We start from the raw sequence: 18,444 nt of genomic DNA, 5'->3' as shown, positions 1-18,444 counted from the left end.
CTTCATCACCAACGGCGTGTTCACCGCCAGCGCCTTCACCACCGCGCTCGGCAATACGCTGAACGTCACCGGCTACAATCCCGCAACCGGCACCGTCAGCTATACCTACACGCTGCTCGACAATGAGGCGCACGCCGCCGCCGGCGGCACCAACAGCCTGTTCGAGAACCTCGCCGTCTCGCTCACCGACCAGGACGGCCAGAACGCCACAGGCACGCTCACCGTCAACATCGTCGACGACGTGCCGACATTGGGAACCGTGCAAAGCCAGCAGGCAAGCACCGATACGTCGCAAACACCGGCGGTTGGAACACTCCACTTTGTCGCTGGCGCCGACGGAGCCGGGGCCACCATGACGATTACGGCCAACACAACAGGCATCACCTCGGCCGGCCACAACCTCATCACGGAACAGTCGGGCAATGTGTTGACCGCCTATGCCGACAACAACAACAACGGAACCCACGATGCGGGCGACACGGCGGTCTTCACCATCACCGTGAATCCGAATGCCGGCACGTCTGGCCAGTATACGTTCGATCTTTTGGCGCCATTGGACGGCACTGTCACCAATGTCTCCATTGCCTCGAGCGGCTCCTTCGGCGCCGGCCCCACCGATTCAATCGTCGTGACGGCGGGTGGCCAGAATGTCGTGATGGTGACCGGCTGGGCGCCGACGGATGCAGGTGGCTCCTTTACCGCAGGCCATGAGGCGACCTGGCTGGCCGGCGGCATGCCATCGTTGACACAAACAAGTAACGTCAACGGCTCGACAGCAGGTTGGGGCCTTGGCAACAACAATTTCGATAAAGGGGAGTTCATGCGTTTCGATTTCGGAACGCCTAACGACTACGATGGCGCCGGGCCCTACACGCCGCCGGCCATTGCCATAGCCAGCGTCAGCTATGCCAAGTTTTCGTTCGATGCGGTTACCGCCGGCGACAAGATCGAGTTCGTCGCCCACTATACCGACGGAAGCACCGCTTCCTTCATTCCAACGGTCGGTTCGACGCTGCTGACGGTCACATCGCCTGCCGGAACGCAGATCGCATGGGTCGACGCCTATGAGTCGTCGGGCAAGACCAAGCTAAACCTCACCGATCTCGGGGTCAGCAGCACCACCGTCGACCATACAATTCCGGTGACGCTGCAACTCACGGATGGCGATGGCGACACAACAGGGACGGCGAATTTCACTGTCCACGTGGCCGCCGGGCTGACACCCTTTGCAGTTGCCGCACCGGTCGTGCTCGACCTCAACCACGATGGAATCCACACCACCGATCTGACGCACTCCACCGTTTCGTTCGACTATAATGGCGATGGCGTTGCTTCGAAAACCGCCTGGGTCGACACGCATGACGGCATCCTGGCGATCGATCTCAACGGCGATGGCAAGGTTAACAACGGCTCGGAGATCGTCTTCACCCAACATGCCGCCGGCGCTGCGACCGACCTTGCCGCACTCGAGCTGCTCTATGACACAAACCATGATGGCAAGCTGACTGCCGCCGATCACGACTTTGCGCAGTTTGGCGTCTGGCAGGATGCTAACGGCAACGGCGTGTCGGATTCGGGCGAGTTCAAGTCCCTGGCCGCTTTGGGCATCGTCGAGATCGGCCTCGAGAGCAACGACCAGCACTCGGTTTCGGCGGACGGTTCGGTCTTGACCTATGGCGAAGCCACCTTCACGACCGCCGACGGTCAGACAGCCGCGGTCGGCGACATCGGCTTCGGCAACTACGATAGCGCTGGCTCCGGAAACACGACCGCCATTGCCGGCACTTCGGGAGCCGACACGTTCAAGATCGACAATCTGGACATCAAGGATCTGATCGCCGACTACCATGGCGGTGAAGGGGACAAGATCGACTTGAGCGCGTTGTTCGACAAGGCGCCGGCCGGCAACATAGCCGACTATGTGCATTACGACAGCGCGACCAGTACTGTGAGCGTCGATACCAGCGGCTCGGGCAACGCAGCCAATTTTGTGGATGTCGCCGTTCTGCAGAATGCGCCGGCCGCCGGCACAATCAACATTCTCTACGACGACACACAACATCAACAGCACACGGCCACGATTTAGCACTTATGCGTGGCCGTTCTCTCATGCTACACATTAGCGAAACATAAAACCGCAGTTTGGAGAGGGACTTAAATGAAGCGTTGTGCAAGATTGCTGGCTTCGGCCGCGGCGCTGCTGTTGGCTGGATCGACGGGCTTCGCCGCCGACATCATCGAAGGGCCGGTGGCCGACTATTGCCGCACGGTCGGCACGTCGAACCTGGTGCTGAACGACAACATCGTCGATCTCAAGTCCGAGGTGGTGAAGCTGATGGACGAGTCGGTGGCTGTCGCCAACAGCTCGGAATGGATCAACTCTTCGCGCCCCGTCTTCGTCTGGGCATCGGAAGCCAAGGTCGCCTGCGGCATGGCCTATGGCTATCTCAAGACGAACTACAAAGACGAAGACACCCTCAACAAGTGTGAATGCTTCCACGAGCGCATGGTCGAGTACATGAACTGACCGGAAGGGATCTGGCCGTGCCGGTTGGCTGACCCGATGGTCGGCGGACGATCGACGAAGGCGATCGCTGCGGCGATCGCATTGACCGGTTTTGGTCAGCTTGCCACGCAAGCCCGCGCCAACTGGCTGGAACGACCTGGCCTGGAGAGATCAGCACCGTCCGGCTTGACGCGGCCGGCCCGCTGCGACGCCGCCCCGGAATGGACGCGCGAGACATTCAAGGCATTCGCGACATGCCAGGCATCGCTCTACGGCCTGGAGCCGTTGCTGGCGCACGCGGTGATGGAGATCGAGAGCGGTTTCGATCCCGATGTGCACGGCGCCGACGGCGAAGTCGGCTTGATGCAGGTGATGCCGGGAACGGCGCGAATGCTCGGCTTTCGCGGCTCGCTCGACGAGCTTGGTGCGCCAGCGACCAACATCGCGCTCGGCGTCAGATATCTGGCGCAGGCGAACAGCCTTGCCGCAGGCGACCTCTGCACCACCGTCATGAAGTATCGCGCCGGGCATGGGGAAACCCGGTTCTCCGAACTTTCGGTCCGCTACTGCCGGCGTGCGCGTGCGATCCTGGCGAGAGAAGGCGTTTCTGTTGCCGGGCCGCTACCGGTGGCGACGTTCGGCTTTTCCGCATTCCCGACAGCAGGAGATGATGGCGCCCCTGCCCCGGGGAAGCGGATTTGCGTGCGCCGGCTGTTCGTGCCCGGGCCGCGATACATGAAATGCGCGGACTATCGAAGCGCCGGGCAAGCCAGAGTGATCAAGGCGCTCCGGGCAAGACTCTTCAACGGTTAGAGCAGTCCACCGTTTCGTGGAAACGGCGAACTGCTCTAACTCCTTGTTTCGACGCAATTCCCAAGGGAAAGCGCTACCCGCTTTTCCCGGGAAAACCGCTTCACACTTTTCCTGGAATTGCTCTAAACCACGGTCCAGCATTACAAGGACGGCGAGACAAGTCTGCCGTAAGATGAATGGGATGAGACCGGGACAAACAACCGGCGGAGGGGAGGCATCATGGAATCTGGCCGGCAGGGCCACAGTTCGTGGACATGGGCGATCGTCTTTGCGCTCGCGGGCATAATATCGGGCTGCCAGTCGAAAGGCAGCGTGTCGGATGCGCTCGATCCGGCGGCGATCGCCGCACCTGGAGCGCCGGCCGCCGGCGCCGCTGCCGGCCCGGCCCAAGCCACGCAGTCGCTCGGCACCGGATCGACGAAGGTCACGATGCTGCTGCCTTTGTCGGCCCCAGGTAACGTCGGCGAAAGCGGCAGAAAGATGCTCGATGCGACCAAGCTGGCGATGGCCGACCTTGGCAATGCACTGCTCACGGTCACGGTCGAGGACACCAAGGGCGACAGCGCGCACGCCAGCGAATTGGCGGTGAAGGCGATCACCACCGGAACCAAGATCGTCATCGGCCCGGTCGAGCTTGGGGCCGCTCAGCACATAGCCAAGCTGTCGGGATCGCAGCGCCCGCCAGTGCTGGCGCTGGCCGACAATTTCGCCGGTGGCCCGGGCGTCTATGCGGTGCGCCTAAGCGAGGCCGATAGCGCGGCCGCGGGCGCGGCCGGCCTGGCGGCCAAAGGCAGCAAGAAGTTCGTGCTGCTCGTCGCGGCCGGCGCGAATGCCAGCGCGGTTGAAAAGCGGGTCGCCAACAGCCTCAGCATCTATGGCGCGACGCTTGCCGTCACCATTCCGTATCAGGCCGGTGACGGCGGCACAAAAGCTGTCAACGACATGGGCTCCCTGGTCGAGGCTCCCGATGCCATCGTCATCGCCAGCGGCGACGATAACCCGTCGCAGATCCTTGCGGCGCTCAAATCGAAAGGCATTCCTGGAAAAGCAGTCGCCGTTGTTGGAACCAACCGCTGGCTGGAACATCCGATCGAACCGCTGTTTGAAGGATCCTACATCGCCACGCTCGACCCTAGCGAAACCGGGCCAATCGCCGACCGCTTCAAGACGACCTACAATTATCCAGCCGACGCCAATGTCGCCTACGCCTATGATATGGTCGCCCTGACAGCGGGGATTGCAAGTGCGGTCGGCCCCGGCGGCTTCAACAAGCAGGTGCTCGAAAATCGGAGCGGATTTCGCGGATCGACCGGCTTGTTCCGGTTTCGGGCGGATGGCTCCAGTGAGCGATCCATGCCCTTTTATCAGGTTCAAAAAGGTGCGCTCAAACTGGTCGCCAAATCGACGTCGGGGTACTGAGGGGCAAGACTCCTTGGGATCTGCTTGAGTTGATGGGCTGGCTGAGGCGCAATCGTTTGGTGGTGTTGCTCGGAAGCCTGCTGCTTCTGACCGGGGTCTTGTTGATCATCCGAGCCGCCGATCTGCTTTCCATCGATCGACCGATCCCAGCGCCACGTCAATCCATCGACGATGGCCAGCCAACGCGACCGGCTGCGACCGTCGCCAATACGCCATGGCGAGGACGGGCACGCAAAATTGCTCAGGACCTTATCGCGCCGCCACAACTTGATCCGGCACAAATCGAACGGGTAGAGCCGCGCCCGCCGCTCGGCGAGCTTGGCCAGGCAGCACCTGCAGGGCTGCGGATGCCAAAGGATTGGCCAGCGGTCCTGCTGTACCAACCGGTTGTCACCTCGTCGGCGACCTTCGAATCCATGGGACGCACGGTAGCCATCAGCGGGGTCCATGGCATCGACCTGGACAAGACCTGTTCGTTTCGCGACGTCGCCTGGCCTTGCGGCCAACGTGCACGGGCGGCTTTCAATTCCTGGCTGCGCGGTCGGGCGCTTAAATGCGTCGTGCCGCCGGAGATCGATCGTTTCGCCATTGCCGCACCGTGCAATTTGGGCAAACAGGATGTCGGTGCATGGCTGGTTTCCAACGGCTGGGCGACGGCCTTGGCAAGTGGCATTTACGGCAAGGCGGAGGCAGTGGCCAAGGGTGCCGAGATGGGCATGTTCGGCCCGCCACAGTAGCCGACAATTCGGTGTCGCTACCGTTGCCAGCGCGGCCTTGCATTGAAGGCCAGGTTTCGGCCAATGGTAGGCGATTGCGCCATTACTCAAATTGTATGATTCCTCGAAACTGAATGTGCAGCACCATGGCCTATGGTAGTCGATCAGGCGGGAGATTGACTAATGATGACACCGATGGCGAATAGATCGCCCCAGCAATGGAAAAACGTCGCATGGCTGACCGCCCTGGGATCGGCGGGAATCTTGCTGCTCTCAGTTGGGCTCAACTACCTGCTTCTGTTCTCGGAAGCCTTGACGCCGTTCGGCCGCAGCATGGTCACAGCGATCCTGTTGCCGGTCATCATCGGTGGCCCGCTTCTCCTGTTCATTGGCCTGCAGCGGATGGAACTCGGCCATTATCGAAGAGAACTCAACAAATCGGCGACCTTTGACAGCCTGACAGGCTGCCTCAACCGGACAGTCTTCACGTCGATGGTCGACAGGAGAACACCCCGGCAGGAATCGTCCGGTCCAAGATCCGGCGCCTTCCTGGTCGTTCATCCCGAACACATCAGATCCATCAATCTGCGCTTCGGGCTGGGCTGGGGTGACGAAGCCTTGCGGCTCATAGCCGCGACCATCCAGTCATCGGTACGAAAGGAAGATCTGGTGGGCCGCATCGGAACCTCCATGTTCGGGGTCTTTCTGCCCGGTGCGACGGAAGACGATGCCAAGGAAATTGGCGAGCGTATCCGGGCGCGCGTGGCGCAGGCCTATTTCGCTCCGAAAGGAACCGAGGATACCCTGACCATCAGCGTCGGCGGCGTGGTGTTTGAAAACGAACTGGAATTCGAAGAGATGTTCCGGTCGGCGGAATCGCTGTTATCCGGTGTCGAACACAAGCCTGGATTTCAATTGTCGCACCTGCGCCACTAACTCTGAAGCGCCGCCTATCCGGTCGATAATCTGCAGGGCCGTCCAACCGCCCAGGGCCTTGGCCAGCACGTTTGCCTCATCCATACTGCCGTTCAATTCGCGATAGAGCCGGTCCGAGAAGAACCCGTTCTCGTCAGTCACGCGACACGGACAATCCCGTGAGAAGCGGCGCGTACGCGGCGAGCCTGCGGGATACGAACTCGGTGAAGAGCCGCACGCGCTTCGTCTTGCGCGTCTCACCCTGTGTGAGAAGCCAAACCGTTCCGTACATGTGCAGGTCGGTACCCGGCACCCTCACCAGCAAGGGGTCGGCATCTCCGACGAAGCACGGCAGTGTCGTCATCCCGACCCCTTGCCGTACAGCAGCGATCTGCGCCTCGCCGTCCGTGGTCCTGAACGGAACCCCCGTGGTGCGAACCTCACCCTCGCTGGCCCAATCCGGAATTCCATGAATGCTTATGACGATCCACCGAATGGGATCAGGCGCGCCCGCACGCCATGCGGCCAGTCGATCCCGGGACATGTAGACGCCGCCGAACAGCTCCGGTCCCTTCAGGCCGTGAAGATTGAGCGGCAGGGTTTTGCGGTCGTAGACGACGCGAATCGCCACGTCGGCCTCTCGGTTGGTCAGATTTGCCAGCTCGCCGGACGACAGGATTTCCATCTCGATGTCGCGATGCAGACGCGCGAAATCGGCGAAGTCCGGCATGAGCAGGTGTGTCGCGAGGGTCGGTGCCAGCGTCACCCGCAGAAGCCCGCGCACGCTCTGGTCGCGCCCGAAGACGCGCGTCTCCAGTTGGTGCGACGACGCTTCCATCTGGTTCGCGAGTTCGAGGACCTCCTCGCCCGCAGCCGTCAGGCGGTAGCCCGAAGGCAGCTTTTCGAACATCTGCGCCCCAAGGCGTTCCTCGAGCTGGGCGATGCGTCGCAGCACGGTTGAATGATTCACCCCAAGGTGCGCGGCGGCAGCCCGCACCGAGCCTCCGCGCGCGGCGGCAAGAAAGTAGCGAACGTCATCCCAGTCGATCATGGTGCATTCCTGCGCCGCGCAGTGCGGTTTGCAAAGCCCATTCTAACACGCTCAGCCGTAGTTCGCGCGGTCGTCGCGGCGTTCAATCATCTAGCTGGATCGTTTTCGCACCACCGATATGCGCGATTGCGCACTCACCGCCCGACTTCGGCGAACCCATCTTGAGGCCCTCGCGGGACTTTCCCGTACAGCCAAAGACACGAGACGGCGAAACGAAGGATGCGTGACATGAACAGACTGAATGGCAAGACCGCCGTCATCACCGGCGGCGCCACCGGCATCGGCCGCGCCGCGGCAAAGCGCTTCATCGAGGAAGGCGCCTTCGTCTTCATCTTTGGCCGCCGGCAGGAAGCGCTTGACGCCGCTGTGGCCGACCTAGGGCCCAATGCCCGCGCGGTGAAGGGCTCGGTCTCCGATCTGGCCGACCTCGACCGACTCTACGCGGCGGTGAAGGCCGAGCGCGGAACCCTCGACATCGTCTTCGCCAATGCCGGGGTCGGCGGCCCGCTGCCGCTCGGCCAGATCACCGCCGAGCACATTGACGAAACCTTCGACACCAATGTGAAGGGTACGATCTTCACGGTCCAGAAGGCGTTGCCGCTGATGGACCAGGGCGGCTCGATCATCCTGACCGGATCGAGCGCCGGCACCACGGGTGCTCCTGGGTTCACCGCCTACAGCGCGAGCAAGGCGGCGGTGCGCAACCTCGCGCGGACCTGGGCGGAAGACCTGAAGGGCACCGGCATCCGGGTCAACGTGCTGTCGCCCGGAGCGACGGCGACCGAACTCGCGAAGGAGGCGCTGGGCGAGGAAGGCCAGAAGGCCTACGGCGCGATGACTCCGCTCCAGCGCATGGCCGATCCGGCGGAGATCGGCGCCGTGGCCGCCTTTCTCGCATCGTCGGACAGCAGCTTCATGACCGCCAGCGAAGTCGCCGTCGACGGCGGCCTGGCGCAACTCTGACCCGATGCGGGACCACGCTTCTCAAACTTTACGAAAAACCAAAACACACAGCCAAAGGTGAAAAATTATGAAAAAACTCGAAGGTAAGGTTGCAGTCATCACAGGCGGAAGCAGCGGGATTGGCTTGGCGACGGCCAAGCGCTTTGTAGAAGAAGGTGCACACGTCGTAATCACTGGGCGACGAGAGAAAGAGCTGAAGGAGGCCGCAGCCTTCATCAAGAGTAATATTACGACGGTCGCGGGCGACGTGTCACGCTTGGAAGATCTGGACCGGCTCTATGCCATCGTGAAAGAGAAACATGGTCACATCGACGTTCTCTTCGCGAACGCTGGCGCGGGGACAATCGCACCGCTCGCAGTAGCTACTGAGACCCACTTCGATCAGACCTTCGACGTGAACGTGAAGGGGCTGTTCTTCACGGTGCAGAAGGCCCTTCCCCTCTTCAAAGACGGCGGTTCGATTATTCTGAATTCTTCGGTTTCGAACGTGTTGGGGTTGCCGGGGTTTAGCACATACGCCGCGAGTAAGGCGGCAGTGCGCAACTTCTCGCGCGCTTGGACTCTAGAGCTGAAAGACCGCAAAATCCGAGTGAATACGATGAGCCCCGGAGCAATCGAGACTCCAGCGTTGGAGACAACAACGGGCCTTACCCCTGAGCAAGCCGAGCAAGCGGTCGCCCAGTTTGCTTCACAGATCCCAATGGGTCGCAGGGGCAAACCAGAGGAAATCGCGGCTGCTGTCACGTTCCTCGCCTCCGATGATAGTTCTTACATCACCGGTGTGGATCTCGCCGTTGATGGAGGCATGGCGCAGGTCTGACCCCGGCGCGGCCCCGTGGCTGGCCCTTCAGCCCCGCCAGTAGTGACCCCACTTCTCAAACGTTGGTTCCAACACAAGATAGGAGAAACACTATGAGCTTTGCGATTATCGGCTTCGGCAATATCGGCAAGGCCCTGGCAAAGGCGTTTGCACGCAAGGACATCGAAGTGTCCGTGGCAACCACGCGCGACCCGGAAAGCTTTGCATCCGACGCGGCCGCGATCGGACCCACGGTCATCCCCAAAACACTGGCGGAAGCGGTCAAGGCGGACATCATCTTTTTGGCGGTCCGTTTCGAAGCGCACCCAGGGGTCGCGAAGGCGCTCGCCACCTGGCAGGGGAAGACCATCGTCGATGTGACCAATGCCTACGGAGTGCCTCCTGAAAAACTGGGGGAACAGCCTTCTTCCAAGTTCGTTGCACAGGCATTCTCTGGTGCAAAGCTGGTCAAGGGCTTCAACCATCTGGTCGCTACCGTCCTTGACCAGGATCCGGCCGTGCATGGTGGCAGGAGGGTCGTATTCCTGGCGAGCGACGATGACGACGCCGCGGCGGAGATTGGTGTGCTTGCGGAAAAGCTCGGCTTCGCGCCGATCAAACTTGGCGGGCTTTCGGAAGGCGGATTGCTAGTCCAGGCGCGCGGAAATAGCTGGGGTCAACTGATCTTCAAGGACCTGGTCAAGTTCGACTGATGAACACGACATGCCAACCGGCAGGGCCACGATGTACGGATCGGATCAACCACGATCCGTGAATACGTCGACACGCAAGCACTGGCGCGCGCCGCGCAGATGGGCGCGGCCGGCCTGGATAGCGCTGGCCATCTTCGGCCATCGGTTGGGGGTAGTCGGTAGATCAGCCGAAAATCGCCCGATTGTAGGCCGCGCGCTCGTCTAATGCCCAACCGTAAAGGAGATTCCGATGTACGACCAATCCAAACTATCCGAGTTGATCCGGTTCGCACGTGTAGATGCGGGCTCCACTGTCATTGACGTCTACCCAGGCGACGGCGATTGGACGCGCCTGTTCTCCGACGTCGTGGGCCCCGAAGGTCGGGTCTACAGTTTCGTGCCGGCCGAAGTCGCCGACTTCAAGAACGATCCGGTTGGCCGCATCCAGACGCTCTCGAAGGAGCCGGGCCGAGAGAACGTCGAAGCCGTCTCGACGGATCTCATGGCGATGCCGGAGGTCACGCAGCCAGCAGATGTGCTGTGGCTGCACCTGTTTTACCACGATCTTCACACCGCCCTAATCCAGAAGAAGGGTGCGACGGCGGCCGACTTCAATCGAGCCGTCTACGAGCGGCTGAAGCCCGGTGGGTCCTACGTCATCGTCGACCACGCCGCCGCCGCTGGGTCGGGCACGAGCGACACCCAGGCGCTGCATCGGATCGACCCTGCCTCTGTTCGCGAGGAGGTGGAGGCGGCCGGCTTCGTACTGGATGCGAAAAGCACAATGCTCGCGAACAACGACGATCCGCACTCTATCAAGGTGTTCGATCCCTCGATCAAGGGCCAGACCGATCGCTTCGCCTATCGGTTCGTGAAGCCCTGACAGGTCCCGGCGCCCACTTCATGCCGACCTTCCCAATGGGGTGCAAACAAGCCTCTTGAAGACATCGAGGCAACCCTGCTTGCCGCCACGAAGTCGGCTTTGGATGAGCCTATCTGGTGGGCCCAAGCGACGATGGCAGCGAAGGCCACTGAAGCTTTATTTTGGAGTTCCCCCCGAAAGAGCTGAACGGCCTCCCCTCCTCCGCCTTCGTTGCGAAGTCGTTCACCGGCGCCAAGTTCGTCAAAGGCTTCAATCACCTGATTGCGGTCACACTGGCTGCCGAAACATCAGGCCTTCTCAATGGTGTGCCAAAGGGCAATATCCATGGCTGCGCTGCGGTCCCGCTTACGACGCCCTGGCCAGGAAATTCCGATAGTCGGACTTCGCCTGCAGCAGGCGCAGCACATTGTTGCGCGATCCCCGCACATGGGCGCGCGCCAGCGTGCCGGCGCGCTTAGCGTCGCCGGCGCAGATGGCGTCGACGATTTCGGCATGCCCGTCGCGCGCGATCTTCCATTCGTCCAGCCAGAGCAACTCCGTCCAGACATAGTGCTGGCACTTGTCGAGGATACCGCACAGCATGCCATGCAGCATGACGTTGCCGCTGATCTCGGCAATCACGCGATGCAGGTCGATGCCGACCTCGAGCTCCTGGAATTTTTCCCCGGTGGTGCGATCCGGAATGGCGGCCAGCCGTTCGCATTCGGCCAGCATGGCGCGCAGCCGCGCCTTGTCCTTTTCAGTCGCCGCGACTGCCGCCAGTTCGGTCGCATGGCCGTCGAGCAGTTCGCGGATCTCGAAGGCCTCGCGGAACATGTTGATGTCGAACTCGGTGACGACATAACCCTGGCGCGGCCGGCCGGTGACGGGGCCATCGCGCTCGAGACGGTTGAAGGCTTCGCGCACCGGCGTGCGGCTGACATTCAGCCGGACGGCAATGTCGTTCTCGGTGACGCGCGAGCCCGGCGGAATCTGGCCGGTCACGACCATCGTCTTGAGCGAGGAACAGACCGAGTCGCGCAGCGAGCTTTTTTGGTTTGCTTGGCCCCAGATTGGTTTCCAGTTTCGCGCTTTAGCCTGTTGTCGTCCCATTTGTAGTCGTAGCCGGCCTGATTTGCCACGCCCAGGGCGGCACCATCCCAAAGACTCGCCCGGCCCGAAATAGATCGTGCCGGTGGTGCGGTATCGGCTTCTGAACGTCGTCACTGGGGTATTGACGATGAAATAAAATGCGGATTTGATAATACGTGGATACAAAAATACTTTTAGGTGCCCCATGCCAGCAGCCTTTCCGGCAGAGCCACAGATGTCCGTCACTGCTGAGGAAGAGGCGTACAGGCACGTTCAGAGAGCCCTTCGCCTCGGCCGCTACAAACCGGGCGAGAGGCTTATTCCGGAGGAGATTGCCGCCGAGATCGGCATGAGTCGCATGCCGGTGCGGGAAGCCTTTCGGCGCCTGGCCTCCGACGGGCTGGTGGTTCTGCGGCCCAATCGTGGATGCGTGGTCGCAGGCCTGACGGTCGATGAGCTTTACGAGATTTTCGAAATTCGCTCGGTTCTGGAGGGACTGGCCGTAAGGCTGGCGATGCCCCGGATCGATGAGGAGGAGTTCGAGGAACTCGATCGCCTGCTCGAGCGCATGGAACGCGCGGGCCAGAGCGGCAGCAGCGACTGGGTGGTCCGCCACCAAGAATTCCATGGCCGTATCTGTGCGCTAAGCCGGAGGCCCAAGCTTATCCACCAGATATCGGCGCTGCATGTGGTGATAGAGCCCTACATGCGCATCTGGTTCGACGACTGTGACAAGCCGCATTCTGCGCGCGAGGAGCATGCCGCCGTGATCGCGGCCTTGCGTTCAGGCGACGAACTTCACGCGGAAAAGGTGATGCAGGATCATATTCTCAGCACAGCACCGATGCTGGCCGAGTTCGTGAGTCCGAGCCGGTGACGAACGCCGGCCGGACAAGAATGGCCTCGAACCGGCAATGCGGCCGGACGTAGGAACAGATCGATCAGCCTATCAAAAAAGGGGAACCACATGAAAGTTTGTCGTTTGGCCGCAGTTGCGGTCGCACTCAGCATGCTCGGCTTCATGCACACCGCATTGGCCGAGGACGCGCCCAAGGCCATAACCATCGCCACGGAGGGCGCCTACGCTCCGTGGAACTTCACCAACGCAGACGGCAAGCTCGACGGACTGGAGATCGAACTCGCCAACAATCTTTGCGAGCGGATGAAGGTCAAATGCACCATCATCGCTCAGGACTGGGACGGACTTATTCCTTCGCTGAAGGTCGGCAAGTTCGATGTGATCATGGCCGGCATGTTCATCACGCCGAAACGCCTCGAGACCATCGACTTCACCCAGCCTTATGCGATCGACCCGGGCGGGTTCGCAGCCGCCAAGGATAGCGATCTGGGGAAGCTCGGCCCTTCGACCGAGAAATTCAAACTGGACGATGAGGCTGCTTCCAAGGCCGCGGTCGACAAGTTAAAGCCCCTGCTGAAGGGCAAGGTGGTCGGTGTCCAGGCGGCCACGGCCATGCTCGAATTCCTCAAGAAATACTTCGGCGACACGGTGGAGATTCGCGAGTACAAGACGACCGAGCAGCACGATCTCGATCTGGCCGCGGGCCGCATCGATGCAATATTCGCTCAGAAGACAGCGCTCGCCGCGACGCTCGCAAAACCCGAATTCGCGGACTTCACGGTTGCAGGTCCGGGCTTTGTCGGCGGCTTGTTCGGCGCCGGAACGGGTGCGGGACTCAGGAAGGAAGACGCCAAGCTCAAGGAAATGCTGAACGACGCGATCAGCGCCGCCATTGCCGACGGGACCATTAAACGCATCTCGGAAAAATGGGTGAAAACGGACGTGACGCCGGTCAAGTAGCCACGTGTGTATTCTGTCCGGCCGATTGGTATCAACCGATCGGCCGGGTGCCGCGCTGAACGATCAGGTTTCACATGACGGACACACTCCAAATCCTTTCCGTGGGCAAGGGCGGCTGGGGCGGAGCCCTGCTGCTGGCAGCTGGAGTGACATTTGCGCTGTCAGTCCTCGGCTTCCTGCTCGGCGCTCTCTTCGGCGCGGTTGCAGCAGGAGGCCGGCTCTCCACGAGAGCTTTACCGTCATGGGTCGCCAAGGGCTATGGCACGGTGTTCAGGGGTGTGCCCGATCTGTTGACGATCTACCTGCTTTACTACGGCGGCAGCATAGCATTGACTGAGATCGGTAAATTCTTCGGCAGCGCAGGCTTCGTCGGGCTGCCGACATTTGCGACTGGCGTCCTGGCGATCGGCATCATTTCGGGCGCCTATCAGGCCGAGGTCTATCGCGGCGCGTATCTCGCCGTCGATCTCGGCCAGTTTGAGGCTAGCAAGGCGCTCGGCCTGTCCCGGTTCCAATCGCTGCGTCTCGTCATCGTGCCTCAACTGATGCGGCACGCCCTGCCGGGCCTCGGAAATGTCTGGCAGCTTGTGCTTAAGGATTCGGCCTTGATCTCCGTGATCGGCTTGGTGGAATTGATGCGGCAATCTCAGATCGGCGCGGGATCGATGCGGGAGCCCTTCGTCTTCTATATAGCAGCCGCGACGCTGTATTTCCTCATCGCTGCCGTGACCGGATCGGTCTTCCGCTACGGCGAGGCACGGGCGTGGCGAGGCATGGTCCACGCATGATCGACTTCGCCTTCTTTGTAGAGATCATTCCCACCCTTCTCTCCGGCTTGCCGTTAACCTTGCAACTTGCGGGGTTGTCGATCGGAATAGGCTTTGCCTTGGCCCTGTTGCTCGCACTGGCGCAGCAGGGAAACCATCGGATGCTGGTCTGGCCCATACGCTCCTTCGTTGCCGTCTTTCGCGGCACGCCATTGCTCGTCCAGATATTCCTCATCTATTACGGCCTCGGCCAGTTCCGCCCTACACTTCAGGCAGTTGGGCTCTGGTGGCTGTTTCGCGAGCCCTATTGGTGCGCCATCATCGCGCTCAGTCTCAATACCGCGGCCTATGGCAGCGAGATCCTGCGAGGAGCGATACAGGGTGTGCCGCGCGGCCTGATCGAGGCAGCCTCCGCCCTCGGCTTGTCACGCTTCCTGACATTGCGCCTCGTCGTTCTGCCTTTGGCGCTCCGCCAAGCCATACCTAGCTACAGCAACGAGATCATCCTCATGGTAAAGGGTACGTCGCTTGCATCGATCGTCACCCTGATGGAAGTGACGGGCATCGCCCAGGGGCTTATTTCGCAGACCTATCGCGCCGTCGAGGTCTTCGTGGCCGCGGGCGCGATCTATCTCACCATCAATTTCACGATCATCTCGACACTGAACGCGCTGGAAACCTGGCTAACGCCTTATCGGGTCCGAGCCTGATACGCGTCTGGCGCAACGAGGAGAATTGGCAAAATGCGCAGTGTCGAGAAGCCGAAGCGATCCGTTGCCGTGTCGTGTTACGCCATGGCGGCAACGTCGCATCCATCAGACCATGGGATACAAAGACAGAATGCGTGATTTCCAGTTTCCCGGCCGCTCGCCGGTTCGTGCCACAGAAGCGCTTGCCGCGACCTCGCACCCGCTTGCGACCCTTGCCGCCATCGACATGCTGCGCGCAGGCGGCAATGCCATGGACGCCGCCGTCTGCGCCGCCGCCGTACAAGGCGTCGTCGAGCCGCAATCGACCGGCATCGGCGGCGATTGTTTTGTCCTCTACTCGCCCGGAGGACAGGGCAACGTGCTGGCCTTCAACGGTTCGGGCCGCGCCCCCGCGGGCGCCACCGTCGACTGGTATCTGGACAAGGGTTTTAGCGAGCTTCCCAAGCAGGGGCCGCATGCGGTGACCGTGCCGGGCGCCGTCGATGCCTGGAGCCGGCTCTTGGAAGACCATGGCAGCAAGAGCCTCGCCGAGGTGCTGACGCCCGCCATCCACTATGCCGAGAATGGCTATGTGGTGCATGACCGCGTCGCCTTCGACTGGGCCGAGCCGGAGACCGACCTGTCGGCCGACGAACATGCCGCGCGCATCTTCCTGCCGGGCGGCACGGCGCCGAAGGCCGGCGATGTCCACCGCCAGCCGGAGCTTGCCGCCACCTTGCGGGTGATCGCAAAGCATGGCCGCGCCGGCTTCTACGAAGGGGTGGTTGCCGACGACATGGTGCGCCGGCTCAATGAACTGGGCGGGCTGCATAGCCAAGAGGATTTCGCCGCGACCAAGGGCGACTACGTGGCGCCGGTCAGCACCTCTTATGGCGGCTACGACATCCACCAGATGCCGCCGAACAATCAGGGGCTGACAGCGCTGTTGATGCTGAACGTGCTGTCCGGCTTCAAGCTTGGCGGGCTCGACCCCAACGGCGCCGAGCGCCTGCATCTGGAGATCGAGGCCGGGCGGCTAGCCTACCAGGACCGTGACCGCTTCATCGGCGACCAAGATCACGCCCTGGTGCCTGTCCAGCAGCTTCTGTCCGGCAGCTATGCCGACCGGCTGCGCGCCGAGATCGACCGCGACCGCGCCATGACGCATCTGCCGCGCCTGGAACTGCCCGGCAGCGACACGGTCTACATCTCTATCGTCGACCGTGACCGCAACGCAGTCTCCTTCATCAACTCGACCTATTATTCCTTCGGCAGTGGCGTTGTTGGCCCGAAGACCGGTGTCGTGCTGCAGAATCGTGGTTCGAGCTTCCGCCTCGACCCGGCCCACCCAAACGCGATCGCGCCCGGCAAGCGGCCGATGCACACGATCATGCCGGGCATGGCGACGAGGAACGGTCGCGTGGTGATGCCGTTCGGCGTCATGGGCGGCGGCTACCAGCCGTTCGGTCATGTCCACCTGCTCACCAACATGATCGATTTCGGCATGGATCCGCAGCAGGCGCTGGATGCACCGCGGGTGTTCTACAATGATGATACTGTGGAGGCCGAACGCGGCATTCCCGCCGAGGCGATCGAAGGGCTGCGCAAGCGTGGCCATCGCATAGCCGAGCCGCATCATCCTCTTGGCGGCGGGCAAGTGGTGCTGATCGACTGGGAAAAGGGAACGCTGACAGGCGCCTCCGATCCGCGCAAGGACGGGATGGCGCTCGGATATTGATAGGGTCGGTTTGCCATGACATCACAATGGCGTGTCGCGGTGGATTTCGACAGGTTGGAAGGATAGTCGGTGATCATGGCCAGTAGCGAAAATTCCCTTGGGCTCTCCCGCCGTCTCGCTGCCGGCGCCGATGACGCTCCGGCGATCCTTGCACCCGACAGGGCGACGCTCAGCCATGGCGGATTGCGCGGTCTGATCGCCGCCACGGCAAAACAGCTGCATGAGCGCGGCATCGGCCGGGGCGACAGGGTGGCGATCGTGCTGCCGAACGGGCCAGAGATGGCCACCGCTTTTGTCGCCGTGGCGGCCACTGCCTCGACAGCGCCGCTCAATCCAGCCTACCGGGCTGATGAGCTTGATTTCTACCTGACCGACATCGGCGCCAAGGCGATCCTCGTTGCGGAGGGCGACACCGGCCCCGCGGTGACGGTGGCCGAACGCCTTGGTATTGGCGTGCTCCGGCTGGTCGCGCAGCCCGACGCACCGGCCGGAAGTTTTATGATCGAGGGCGCGGCGATCGGGCCGCAGGCCGTTCCCGATATGGCGCAAGACGGCGACATCGCACTTTTGCTGCATACCTCCGGCACGACATCGCGTCCAAAACTGGTGCCGCTCAGCCATGCCAACATCGCGGCCTCGGCTGCCCATATCGGCGCGACGCTAGGCCTGACAGCCGATGACCGCTGCCTCAACATCATGCCGCTCTTCCACATCCACGGCCTGATCGCGGCCGTGCTGTCGTCGCTGGCAACAGGCGGCAGCATCTATTGCACGCCCGGCTTCAACGCGCTGCGCTTCTTCCAGTGGCTGAGCGAGGCACAACCAAGCTGGTACACCGCAGTGCCGACCATGCATCAGGCGATCCTGCCCAGGGCGCCGCGCAACACCGAGGCGCTGTCGGCAGCGCGTCTGCGCTTCATCCGCTCGTCCTCGGCATCGCTGCCGGCGCAGGTGATGGCCGAGCTCGAAGCGACCTTCGGCTGCCCGGTGATCGAATCCTATGGGATGACCGAGGCGGCGCACCAGATGGCCTCGAACCGACTGCCGCCGGGCCAGCGCAAACCGGGCAGCGTCGGTGCCTCAGCCGGTCCGGAAGTGGCTGTCATGGCACCCGACGGGCGGCTGCTCGAACCCGGCGAAACCGGCGAGATCGTCATTCGCGGACCCAATGTGACGGCAGGCTATGAGAAAAACCCGGACGCCAACGCCACGGCCTTCGCGCATGGCTGGTTCCACACCGGCGATCAGGGCGTGCTCGACGAGGACTTCTATCTGCGCGTCACCGGACGGCTCAAGGAGATTATCAACCGCGGCGGCGAAAAGATCTCGCCGCTCGAGGTCGACGACGTGCTGATGGATCATCCGGCGGTGGCGCAGGTCGTCACTTTCGCCATGCCGCATGACAAGCTTGGCGAGGAGGTGGCGGCGGCAGTGGTGCTGCGCGAAGGTATCAGTGCCAGTGAGGGCGACATTCGCAGCTATGCCGCAACGCGGCTTGCCGACTTCAAGGTGCCGCGCAAGATCCTGATCCTGGACGAGATCCCCAAGGGCGCGACGGGCAAATTGCAGCGTATCGGCCTTGCCGCCAAACTCGGACTTTGAT

Annotated in this window: 18 protein-coding genes and 1 pseudogene; 17 read left to right on the top strand and 2 right to left on the bottom strand. The window is 62.0% G+C overall.

Features of this window, described 5'->3' with window-relative positions; translation table 11 throughout:
- The 6 genes from AC1D1L_RS31650 to AC1D1L_RS31625 all read left to right on the top strand — a co-directional run.
- Positions 1–2,086: beta strand repeat-containing protein (locus AC1D1L_RS31650; RefSeq protein WP_477345346.1), on the top strand; the 2,086-nt coding region annotated here is incomplete at its 5' end.
- 72 nt (positions 2,087–2,158) lie between these two features.
- Entirely contained in the window at positions 2,159–2,527 is a 369-nt protein-coding gene (locus AC1D1L_RS31645; protein ID WP_477345344.1) for a hypothetical protein, read from the top strand.
- Positions 2,528–2,563: 36 nt separating this feature from the next.
- A complete protein-coding gene (locus AC1D1L_RS31640) occupies positions 2,564–3,319 on the top strand; it encodes a lytic transglycosylase domain-containing protein (protein WP_477345342.1) in 756 nt (251 codons plus the stop codon).
- 219 nt (positions 3,320–3,538) lie between these two features.
- Positions 3,539–4,738 carry a type 1 periplasmic-binding domain-containing protein gene (locus AC1D1L_RS31635; RefSeq protein ID WP_477345340.1) on the top strand — a complete coding sequence of 400 codons (1,200 nt, stop codon included), beginning with the start codon at positions 3,539–3,541 and terminating at the stop codon, positions 4,736–4,738.
- Positions 4,739–4,770: 32 nt separating this feature from the next.
- Entirely contained in the window at positions 4,771–5,475 is a 705-nt protein-coding gene (locus AC1D1L_RS31630; protein WP_477345348.1) for a thermonuclease family protein, read from the top strand.
- A 162-nt stretch (positions 5,476–5,637) separates the two neighbouring features.
- On the top strand, positions 5,638–6,390 hold the full coding sequence (locus tag AC1D1L_RS31625) for a GGDEF domain-containing protein (RefSeq protein WP_477345338.1): 753 nt from the start codon (positions 5,638–5,640) through the stop codon (positions 6,388–6,390).
- A gap of 133 nt (positions 6,391–6,523) precedes the next feature.
- Here the strand turns inward: AC1D1L_RS31625 and AC1D1L_RS31620 are convergent, their stop codons facing one another.
- Positions 6,524–7,420 carry a LysR family transcriptional regulator gene (locus AC1D1L_RS31620; RefSeq protein ID WP_477345336.1) on the bottom strand — a complete coding sequence of 299 codons (897 nt, stop codon included), beginning with the start codon at positions 7,418–7,420 and terminating at the stop codon, positions 6,524–6,526.
- Positions 7,421–7,648: 228 nt separating this feature from the next.
- Here AC1D1L_RS31620 and AC1D1L_RS31615 point away from each other — a divergent pair, with 228 nt between their 5' ends.
- From AC1D1L_RS31615 to AC1D1L_RS31595, 5 genes and pseudogenes are all read left to right on the top strand, one after another.
- On the top strand, positions 7,649–8,383 hold the full coding sequence (locus tag AC1D1L_RS31615) for an SDR family NAD(P)-dependent oxidoreductase (protein ID WP_477345334.1): 735 nt from the start codon (positions 7,649–7,651) through the stop codon (positions 8,381–8,383).
- Between the two features lie 67 nt (positions 8,384–8,450).
- Positions 8,451–9,203 (top strand): SDR family NAD(P)-dependent oxidoreductase, encoded by a 753-nt coding sequence (locus AC1D1L_RS31610; protein WP_477345332.1) that lies wholly within the window; start codon positions 8,451–8,453, stop codon positions 9,201–9,203.
- A gap of 92 nt (positions 9,204–9,295) precedes the next feature.
- Positions 9,296–9,895 (top strand): NADPH-dependent F420 reductase, encoded by a 600-nt coding sequence (locus AC1D1L_RS31605; RefSeq protein WP_477345330.1) that lies wholly within the window; start codon positions 9,296–9,298, stop codon positions 9,893–9,895.
- A gap of 229 nt (positions 9,896–10,124) precedes the next feature.
- A complete protein-coding gene (locus AC1D1L_RS31600; RefSeq protein ID WP_477345328.1) occupies positions 10,125–10,757 on the top strand; it encodes a class I SAM-dependent methyltransferase in 633 nt (210 codons plus the stop codon).
- A gap of 170 nt (positions 10,758–10,927) precedes the next feature.
- A pseudogene (locus tag AC1D1L_RS31595) lies at positions 10,928–11,041 on the top strand (NADP oxidoreductase coenzyme); the annotation flags it as partial.
- Between the two features lie 61 nt (positions 11,042–11,102).
- On the opposite strand, the gene AC1D1L_RS31590 reads toward AC1D1L_RS31595, so the two are convergent.
- Positions 11,103–11,747: a GntR family transcriptional regulator gene (locus AC1D1L_RS31590; protein WP_477345326.1), complete on the bottom strand. Its 645-nt coding sequence runs from the start codon at positions 11,745–11,747 to the stop codon at positions 11,103–11,105.
- 316 nt (positions 11,748–12,063) lie between these two features.
- On the opposite strand from AC1D1L_RS31590, the gene AC1D1L_RS31585 reads away from it, so the two are divergent.
- The 6 genes from AC1D1L_RS31585 (at position 12,064) to AC1D1L_RS31560 (ending at position 18,443) form a co-directional block, all read left to right on the top strand.
- Positions 12,064–12,705: a GntR family transcriptional regulator gene (locus AC1D1L_RS31585; protein WP_477345324.1), complete on the top strand. Its 642-nt coding sequence runs from the start codon at positions 12,064–12,066 to the stop codon at positions 12,703–12,705.
- Positions 12,706–12,795: 90 nt separating this feature from the next.
- A complete protein-coding gene (locus tag AC1D1L_RS31580) occupies positions 12,796–13,647 on the top strand; it encodes a transporter substrate-binding domain-containing protein (RefSeq protein WP_477345322.1) in 852 nt (283 codons plus the stop codon).
- A gap of 74 nt (positions 13,648–13,721) precedes the next feature.
- On the top strand, positions 13,722–14,435 hold the full coding sequence (locus tag AC1D1L_RS31575) for an ABC transporter permease (RefSeq protein ID WP_477345320.1): 714 nt from the start codon (positions 13,722–13,724) through the stop codon (positions 14,433–14,435).
- Positions 14,432–15,124 (top strand): ABC transporter permease, encoded by a 693-nt coding sequence (locus AC1D1L_RS31570; RefSeq protein ID WP_477345319.1) that lies wholly within the window; start codon positions 14,432–14,434, stop codon positions 15,122–15,124. The genes AC1D1L_RS31575 and AC1D1L_RS31570 overlap by 4 nt, the downstream gene beginning before the upstream one ends.
- A gap of 130 nt (positions 15,125–15,254) precedes the next feature.
- On the top strand, positions 15,255–16,841 hold the full coding sequence (gene ggt / locus AC1D1L_RS31565; protein WP_477345318.1) for a gamma-glutamyltransferase: 1,587 nt from the start codon (positions 15,255–15,257) through the stop codon (positions 16,839–16,841).
- Between the two features lie 75 nt (positions 16,842–16,916).
- Positions 16,917–18,443 carry an acyl--CoA ligase gene (locus AC1D1L_RS31560; protein WP_477345316.1) on the top strand — a complete coding sequence of 509 codons (1,527 nt, stop codon included), beginning with the start codon at positions 16,917–16,919 and terminating at the stop codon, positions 18,441–18,443.
- Position 18,444 lies beyond the last annotated feature (1 nt).

This window comes from Mesorhizobium sp. P2_D6 (assembly GCF_056404315.1).
Note: the sequence above shows the minus strand (reverse complement) of the source record. Positions and strands in the feature narration are given on the sequence as shown.